Source organism: Hydrogenophaga sp. A37 (assembly GCF_002001205.1).
Classification (GTDB): domain Bacteria; phylum Pseudomonadota; class Gammaproteobacteria; order Burkholderiales; family Burkholderiaceae_C; genus Hydrogenophaga.
On the sequence record NZ_MUNZ01000121.1, the window covers coordinates 21,053 to 28,584 of the forward strand.

Genomic DNA, 7,532 nt, shown 5'->3' on the forward strand with positions numbered 1-7,532 from the left:
GCCAACGCATGCCGCGCTTTCATTGCCCCGTCCCGCTGACCATTGGCGCCGAGCTGGAACTGCCGGCCGCCGCTGCGCGCCACGTCCAGGTGCTGCGCCTGCAACCCGGTGGGGTGATCACGCTCTTCAACGGCGAGGGCGGCGAACACAGCGCCACCATCCTGCGCATGGGCCGCAGCGACGTGGCCGTGCGCGTGGACAGCCACGAGCCGGTGGAACGGGAAGCCGGCCGCCACGTGCACCTGGCTTTGGGCATGCCCGCCAACGACCGCATGGACTGGCTGGTGGAAAAAGCCGCCGAGCTCGGCGTGCGCAGCGTGCAGCCGCTGCACACCGCGCACAGCGTGCTGCGCCTCATGGGTGAACGCGCCACCAAGAAGCAGGGCCACTGGCAGCAGGTGGCCGTGGCCGCCTGCGAGCAGTGCGGCGGCAACCGCGTGCCCGAAGTGCTACCGGTGAGCGATCTCGCTGCGTGGATCGGTCGGTCCAACGGTGTTGCTCCCCTGCGCTGCGTGTTGTCCCTCGCCGAGGGTTCACAGCCCCTGGCCGATGTGCTGGCGGGCGTGTCCGCCGACGCGGCGGTGTGTTTCCTCAGTGGCCCTGAAGGCGGGTTGTCGCCCACCGAGGATGCCCAGGCCAGGGCGGCGGGATTCATTCCCGTGACGCTGGGACCACGCGTGCTGCGTGCCGAAACCGCCGCCTTGCTGGCGCTGGCTGTGTCGGTTTGACCCAGGGCACCGCCGGGCCGGCTTTGCCGGACGGCCAGTGCCGCCCCCTTGAGGGGGTCGCGCGCAGCGCGACGGGGGTGCTTCTATGAATACATCGGTCGCCCCTCGTTCAGGCGGATCCAGCCCTTGACGATGCGGTAGATGAACCAGACCAGGTTCGCGAACAGCACCGCGAAGCCGACCACGACCACCAGGCTCAGCACACCGAGCACGCTCCACAGCAGTCCGAACCAGAAGGTGCGGATCTGCCAGCGGAAATGGCTCTCCAGCCAGGTGCCCGCCACGTCGTCGCGTTTGACGTAGTTCATGACGATGGCGACCAGGATCGTCACTCCCACCAGGATGGACGACGCGTAGAGCGCATAGATCACCATGGTGAGGGTTTTGTTGGCTTCGTCGCTGGCGGGTGCGTTCATGTCGGTTCCAGGCAGGGGTCGTGGAAGGTGTGCCACCGCGCATCGGCCGCGGCACACGGCGAGAACTATAGCGACTGACGCCCAGGACAGCCCGCTGTATAAACAACGACTTATGAACAAAAACCTCTGGCTGCTGGCCGCCGCGCAAGGCCTCTTCCTGACCAACAACGTGGTCTTCATTGCCATCAACGGCTTGGTGGGCCTGTCGCTCGCGCCGCTGGGCTGGATGGCGACGCTGCCGGTGATGGGCTATGTGGTGGGCGGCGCGCTGTCCACGCCGTTGGTGGCGCGCACGCAGAGCGCCTTCGGGCGCAAGGGCTCGTTCCAGATCGGGCTGCTGGTGGCGTTTGCCTCCGCCTTGCTCTGCTTCTGGGCCGCGGCGGACAAGAACTTCTGGCTGCTGGTGACCGCCACCGTGATCGCGGGTTACTACAGCGCCAACGGCCAGCTCTACCGCTTCGCGGCGGCCGAACTGGCGGCCCCCGACTTCCGCGAAAAGGCCGTGTCGCTGGTGCTGGCCGGCGGGTTGGTCGGGGCCGTGGCCGGGCCCAACCTGGCCAGCCGCACGCGCAACCTGCTGGAGGTGCCGTTCGCCGGCGCCTACCTGTCGCTGGCGGCGGTGGCGCTGCTGTCGATGGTCATCATGGCCTTTCTGAAATTTCCGCCGCTGCCGCCCAAGAAGGCCAACGCCGACACCGGGCGCCCGCTCTCGGTGATCGTGCGCCAGCCCATCTTCATCGTCGCGGCCATCGGCGCGGCACTGGGCTACGGCGTGATGAACCTGTTGATGGCGGCCACGCCGCTGGCCATGCAGGTTTGCGGCTTCGCGTTCGACGACGCGGCACTGGTGCTGGAATGGCATGTCATCGGCATGTTCGCGCCGGGCTTCTTCACCGGCCATCTGATCAAGCGCTTTGGCGTGCTCACCATCATGGGCGTGGGCGTGGTGCTGAACGCGCTGTGCATCGCCATCGCGCTCACCGGCGTGGAGCTGCAGCAGTTCCTGATCGCGCTGTTCTTCCTCGGCGTGGGCTGGAATTTCCTGTTCACCGGCAGCACCACACTGTCGCTGCAAGCCTACAGGCCTGAGGAAAAAGACCGCGCACAGGCCGCCATCAACTTTTTTGTTTTTGCCACCATGGCGGTCACTTCCTTTGCCTCCGGCGCCCTGGTCACCACCCAGGGCTGGCAGTGGCTGAACATCGGTTCTCTGGTCCCCGTGGCCCTCACCGGAGTGGCGCTGGCCTGGCTTGCGTGGGCCCGACGCCAAGCCCACAATGCGGCCTGAACCGGCGCCAGATGGCACCGGCCGTTCATTTCACGAGAGAGGTTTCACATGGGACTGTTGGATTCACTGGTGGGCGCCGCTCTGGGCGGCCAACAAAGCGGCCAGGCACAGAGCGCCGGCGGCATCGACCCTCAGGTGCTGATTGGCATCGTGGGCGCGCTGATGACCAGCAGCGGCGGCCTCTCGGGCATCCTGAGCAAACTGCAGCAGGGCGGGCTGGGCGACGCGGCGGCTTCGTGGGTGGGCACGGGCGCGAACCAGCCGGTCTCGGCCGATGCTCTGGGCGGCGCCCTCGGCCCGGACCTGATGGACATGATCGCCAAGCAGCTCGGCGGCAACCAGCAACAGGCCGCCGGCACCATGGCCGACCTGCTGCCCGGCCTGATCGACCAACTCACGCCACAGGGCCAGGTGCCCGCCGACAATGGCATGGGCTCGCTGGGCTCGCTGCTCGGCGGCGGACAACGGGGCGGCAACGGCCTGGACGCGGGCGACCTGATCGGCATGTTGGGCGGCATGCTCGGCAAGCGCTGAGCAGACGGGACCGCGCGGCGCGAACACGGCCAGGGTGTTCAGCTCAACGTGTCCAGCCAGCCACTCAGCGTGCCGTAAGCGGTGGACGGATCGATCTCGTTGAAGATTTCGTGAAACTGGCCGTCGAGGCAGCGACTGCTCACCCACTGGGGCGGTGACACGGCGGCAAACGCCCGACTGCCTTCTGGCCGCACCAAGCGGTCGTCGCCCGCGAACATCAACAAGGTCGGTACGGTCCAGCTGGGCGCGGCAGCCACCACGCGCGGGCCGTTGCTGTCGATGAAGTGCGCGAGCCGGGCCGAGATGCGGTTGTGCACCAGGCGGTCGTGCTGGTAGGCCTGCACCACCGCCTGGTCGTGCGAAATGGCGGTGGCATCCAGCCCGTTGGACACCGTGAGGTTCGGTGCCCAACGGTAAAGCAGGCCGGTGAGTTTTTTCTGGAACAGGGTCATGCCCGTGTCGAGCGCTGGCGAAGACAGCACCAGACCATCCACCGGCGCGATCTCGCGCTGGACGAAGGTGGCCGCCACCAGCCCACCCATGCTGTGCCCCAGCAAGATCAGCGGACAGGCCCAAGGCTGTGCGATGTGGCGGCGCGTGTCGTCCACCACCTCGGCCAGGTCGTCGAGCAGCGCATCGTCGTCGGGCAACACCCCCTGATCGCCACCCGACTCGCCGTGTCCCCGCTGGTCGTAGGCCTTGACCGCAAAACCCCAGCCGTTCAGGCGCTGCGCCAGCGCGTCGTAGCGCCAGGCGTGTTCCCCCAGACCGTGCACGATCAGGATCACCGCGCGCGGGCGCTGGCGGCTGGGCAGGGGCCAGTCGTAGATGGCGACATTGAGGCCGTCGCGCAAGGTGAAGGGTGACTGGGTTGAATCGATCATGCGAGGGCGAGCAAAGGGCAGCGTTTCGATGTCCGTGGCTTCATGGCAAACAGGCCATGACCTGCGCCACCGATGCGGTGAGGCGACGCGCGTAGTCGAGGTGCAGGAATTCGTTGGGGCCGTGGGCGTTGCTCTTGGGGCCGAGCACGCCGCAGACCATCATCTGCGCCTTGGGGAAGCCCTGGCTGAGCATGTTCATGAGCGGGATGGTGCCGCCCTGGCCGATGGTGCCGCAGGCCGCGCCAAAGTGCGCCTGCGACGCGCTCTGCAGCGCGTCTTCAAACCACGGCGCGGTGCTGGGCGCGTTCCAGCCGGTGGCCGCGCCTTCGCCCTCGAAGGTGACGCGGGCCTGGTAGGGCGCGTTGTCTTCCAGCAGGGCCTTGAGTTGCTGCACGGCGGCCGAAGCATCCACCAGCGGCGGCAGGCGCAAGCTGAGCTTGAAGGCGGTGTAAGGGCGCAGCACGTTGCCCGCGTTCTGCAGCGTGGGGAACCCGTCGGCGCCGGTCACGCTGAGCGTGGGTCGCCAGGTGCGGTTGAGCAGGGCCTCCACCGGGTCAGTGGTGGTGGGCAGGGCGAACACGCTGGAGCCGCCGCAGTCGTGGTGTGCCCAGGGGAAACGTTTGTAGAGTTCGTCGCCCAGGATGGCGGCCGTGGCCTGCGCCTGCGCCAGCCGCTCGGCCGGCACTTCGCAGTGAAAGCTGGCGGGCAGCAGGCGACCGGTGGCGCTGTCTTCCAGGCGGTCGAGCACCTGCCGCATGATGCGGAAGCTCGACGGCACCAGGCCCGAAGCGTCGCCCGAGTGGATGCCTTCGGTGAGGATCTCGACCTTCAGCACGCCGCTCGCCATGCCGCGCAGGCTGGTGGTGAGCCAGAGCTGGTCGTAGTTGCCGGCGCCGCTGTCGAGGCAGATCACCAGGCCCACATCGCCCAGCCGTGTGCGCAGCGCGTCCACGTAGGGCAGCAAGTCGGTCGAGCCGCTTTCTTCGCAGGTTTCGATCAGGCCGACGATGCGCGGGTGCGCCACGCCCTGAGCCTTGAGCGCCTGGATGGCGGCGATGCTCGCGTAGACCGCGTAGCCATCGTCCGCGCCGCCGCGGCCGTAGAGGCGGCCGTCGTCGATCTTGGGTGTCCAGGGGCCGAGGTCGCTGCGCCAGCCGGTGAACTCGGGTTGTTTGTCGAGGTGGCCGTACATCAGCACCGTTTGCCCTGAAGCCGGTGCTGGCGTTCCATCTTGGCCGCCGCTGGCCGGCACTTCAAAAAACAGCACCGGCGTGCGTGCCACGCCGTGGGCATCGTTCAGGCGCACGATCTCCAGCGTGAGGCCCTCCACCTGCTGCGCGCGCACCCAGTCGGCGGCGCTCTGCAACACGCGTTCGAGCAGGCCATTCTGGGCCCACTGGGGGTCGAACATGGGTGACTTGGCCGGCACCTCGATGTAGCGCACCAGCTCGGGCACGATGCGCTGCGCCCACGCGGTGTCGACACGGGCCTGCAAGGCCGACGGGTCCAGCGGTAGGGGCAGGCGGGCGTTCATGGTGTTGATCTCCAGGCCGGGCCCGGCGGCCCACGATCAACAAGTATAGGCAGGCCTGCCACAACGAGATGTCAAAGGGCCACTCACTCGCCGCCGGTGGGTAGAGTTCAGCCCCGAGCCGTCGCGCCCTCGAGCCGGAACACGCGCACCACATGCGCCAGACTGGCTGCCTGGTCTTTCAGGCTTTCCGCGGCCGCGGCGCTCTGTTCCACCAGCGCGGCGTTCTGCTGTGTCATCTGGTCGAGCTGCGTCACCGCCACATTGACCTGCGCGATGCCCTGGCTCTGCTCGCCCGTGGCCGAACTGATCTCGCCCATGATGTCGGTCACCCGCTGCACGCTGGCCACGATCTCGTTCATGGTCGATCCGGCGTCGGCCACCAAGCGCGTGCCGGCATCGACCTTGTCCACGCTGGTGCTGATCAGTGTCTTGATTTCCTTCGCCGCTTCGGCGCTGCGCTGCGCGAGGTTGCGCACCTCGGCCGCCACCACCGCAAAGCCGCGGCCCTGTTCACCCGCCCGCGCAGCCTCCACCGCGGCGTTCAGCGCCAGGATGTTGGTCTGGAAGGCAATGCCGTCGATCACGCCGATGATCTCGCTGATCTTCTGGCTGCTCTGGTTGATCTGGTCCATGGTCGTGACCACCTCGGCCACCACGGTGCCGCCGCGGCGTGCGATGCTGGCGGCCGATTCGGCCAGCTGGTTGGCGGTGCGCGCGGCGTCGGCGCTGTGGCGCACGGTGCTGGTGAGCTCTTCCATGCTGGCCGCTGTCTCCTGCAGGCTCGACGCGGCCTGTTCGGTGCGGGCCGAGAGGTCCTGGTTGCCACTGGCGATCTCCACCGACGCGGTGGTGATGCTGTCGGTGGCGTTGCGCACCTGGCCCACCGTCTGGCGCAGCGACGACACCATCTCACCCAGCACCGCCAGCAGGCTGCCGGCGGGCGCGTGGCGCAACTCCACGGCCAGATTGCCGTTTGCCACGTCCTTCATCACCGCCACCGCCTCGACCGGATCGCCACCGATCTGGCGCGTCACACTGCGCAGGGTCGCCCAGCCGATGCCGCCAATGATGAGCAGCGCCGCCAGCCCCACCCCAAGGTTGGTGAGGAGCGCCTGGCGCACCTGCAGGTCGAGGTCGTCCGTGTACAGACCGGAACCGACCATCCAGTTCCAGCCGTCGACCTGGATCACGTACTGCAGCTTGGGCACCGGCGCGGTGCTGCCGGGGCGCGGAAAGTTGGTCTGCACAAAGGCGCGTCCGTTGCCGCTGTTGCGCAGCCCCTGGACCAAGGCCCCGATGACATCCACACCGTTGCCGTCCTTGACCTTGCCCACCATGTTCTGACCGGACCATTCGGGTTTGATCGGGTGCATCACACCGGTGCCCGTCAAGCTCCAGATGTAGTAATAGTCCTTGCCCTCGGTGCCGTAGCGCGACATGCGCAAGGCATCCTGGGCAGCCCGCTGGGCCTCGGCCTCGGTCATCTTGCCGGCGGCAGCCTGGGCACGAAAGCCCTCCACGATGGCGTGCGCCGACTGCACGCCTGTGACCAGCTGGCCCTGCAGGCCTTCGGTGATCTGCCGGCGCGACTGGAACACCGAGAGGGTGGCGATGACGGCGATGCCGACGACGGCAAAAAGCACCAGCGCGGTGATTTTCTGGCGAAAACTCAGGTGGTCCAACATGGTGATATCAGGTTGATGGTTGAAAAAACGGGTCAGGCCTGCAGGCGGAACACCTGCACCACCTGAGACAGGCGGGAGGCCTGGTCCTTCAGGCTCTCAGCCGCCGCTGCGCTCTCTTCGACCAGTGCCGCGTTCTGCTGGGTCATCTGATCGAGAAGGCTCACGGCGGTGTTGACCTGGCCGATGCCGCTGCTCTGCTCGCCGCTGGCGGCGGTGATCTCGCCAATGATGTCCGCCACGCGTTGCGCGTTGGCCACCACTTCGCCGATGGTGTGACCGGCTTCGGCCACCAGGCGCGTGCCGTCTGCCACCTTGTTCACGCTGGTGCCGATCAGGCCCTTGATCTCTTTGGCCGCTTCGGCACTGCGCTGCGCCAGGCTTCGAACCTCGGCCGCCACCACCGCAAAGCCCCGCCCCTGCTCGCCCGCCCGCGCCGCTTCCACCGCCGCATTGAGCGCGAGGA

At 67.7% G+C, this 7,532-nt stretch carries 8 protein-coding genes; 3 read left to right on the top strand and 5 right to left on the bottom strand.

Annotated elements, in window-relative coordinates; all coding sequences use genetic code 11:
- The first annotated feature begins 8 nt into the window (after positions 1-8).
- Complete coding sequence (locus tag B0E41_RS16185) at positions 9-728, top strand: 16S rRNA (uracil(1498)-N(3))-methyltransferase (RefSeq protein WP_077332196.1); 720 nt, start codon at positions 9-11, stop codon at positions 726-728.
- Between the two features lie 83 nt (positions 729-811).
- On the opposite strand, the gene B0E41_RS16190 is transcribed toward B0E41_RS16185, so the two are convergent.
- Positions 812-1,144 (bottom strand): hypothetical protein, encoded by a 333-nt coding sequence (locus tag B0E41_RS16190; protein WP_077332197.1) that lies wholly within the window; start codon positions 1,142-1,144, stop codon positions 812-814.
- A 112-nt stretch (positions 1,145-1,256) separates the two neighbouring features.
- Here B0E41_RS16190 and B0E41_RS16195 point away from each other — a divergent pair, with 112 nt between their 5' ends.
- Together B0E41_RS16195 and B0E41_RS16200 are read left to right on the top strand one after the other, a co-directional pair.
- Positions 1,257-2,432 (top strand): MFS transporter, encoded by a 1,176-nt coding sequence (locus tag B0E41_RS16195; RefSeq protein WP_077332198.1) that lies wholly within the window; start codon positions 1,257-1,259, stop codon positions 2,430-2,432.
- Between the two features lie 48 nt (positions 2,433-2,480).
- Complete coding sequence (locus B0E41_RS16200) at positions 2,481-2,966, top strand: YidB family protein (RefSeq protein WP_077332199.1); 486 nt, start codon at positions 2,481-2,483, stop codon at positions 2,964-2,966.
- Positions 2,967-3,004: 38 nt separating this feature from the next.
- Here B0E41_RS16200 and B0E41_RS16205 read toward each other — a convergent pair whose 3' ends face one another.
- The 4 genes from B0E41_RS16205 to B0E41_RS16220 all read right to left on the bottom strand — a co-directional run.
- Positions 3,005-3,850, bottom strand: coding sequence for an alpha/beta hydrolase (locus tag B0E41_RS16205; protein ID WP_077332200.1), 846 nt, complete (start codon positions 3,848-3,850; stop codon positions 3,005-3,007).
- Between the two features lie 40 nt (positions 3,851-3,890).
- Complete coding sequence (locus B0E41_RS16210) at positions 3,891-5,384, bottom strand: M20 family metallopeptidase (RefSeq protein ID WP_077332201.1); 1,494 nt, start codon at positions 5,382-5,384, stop codon at positions 3,891-3,893.
- Between the two features lie 107 nt (positions 5,385-5,491).
- On the bottom strand, positions 5,492-7,069 hold the full coding sequence (locus B0E41_RS16215) for a methyl-accepting chemotaxis protein (RefSeq protein ID WP_077332202.1): 1,578 nt from the start codon (positions 7,067-7,069) through the stop codon (positions 5,492-5,494).
- Positions 7,070-7,101: 32 nt separating this feature from the next.
- Positions 7,102-7,532 (bottom strand): methyl-accepting chemotaxis protein (locus B0E41_RS16220; protein WP_253194926.1); only part of this gene is annotated, 431 nt, incomplete at its 5' end.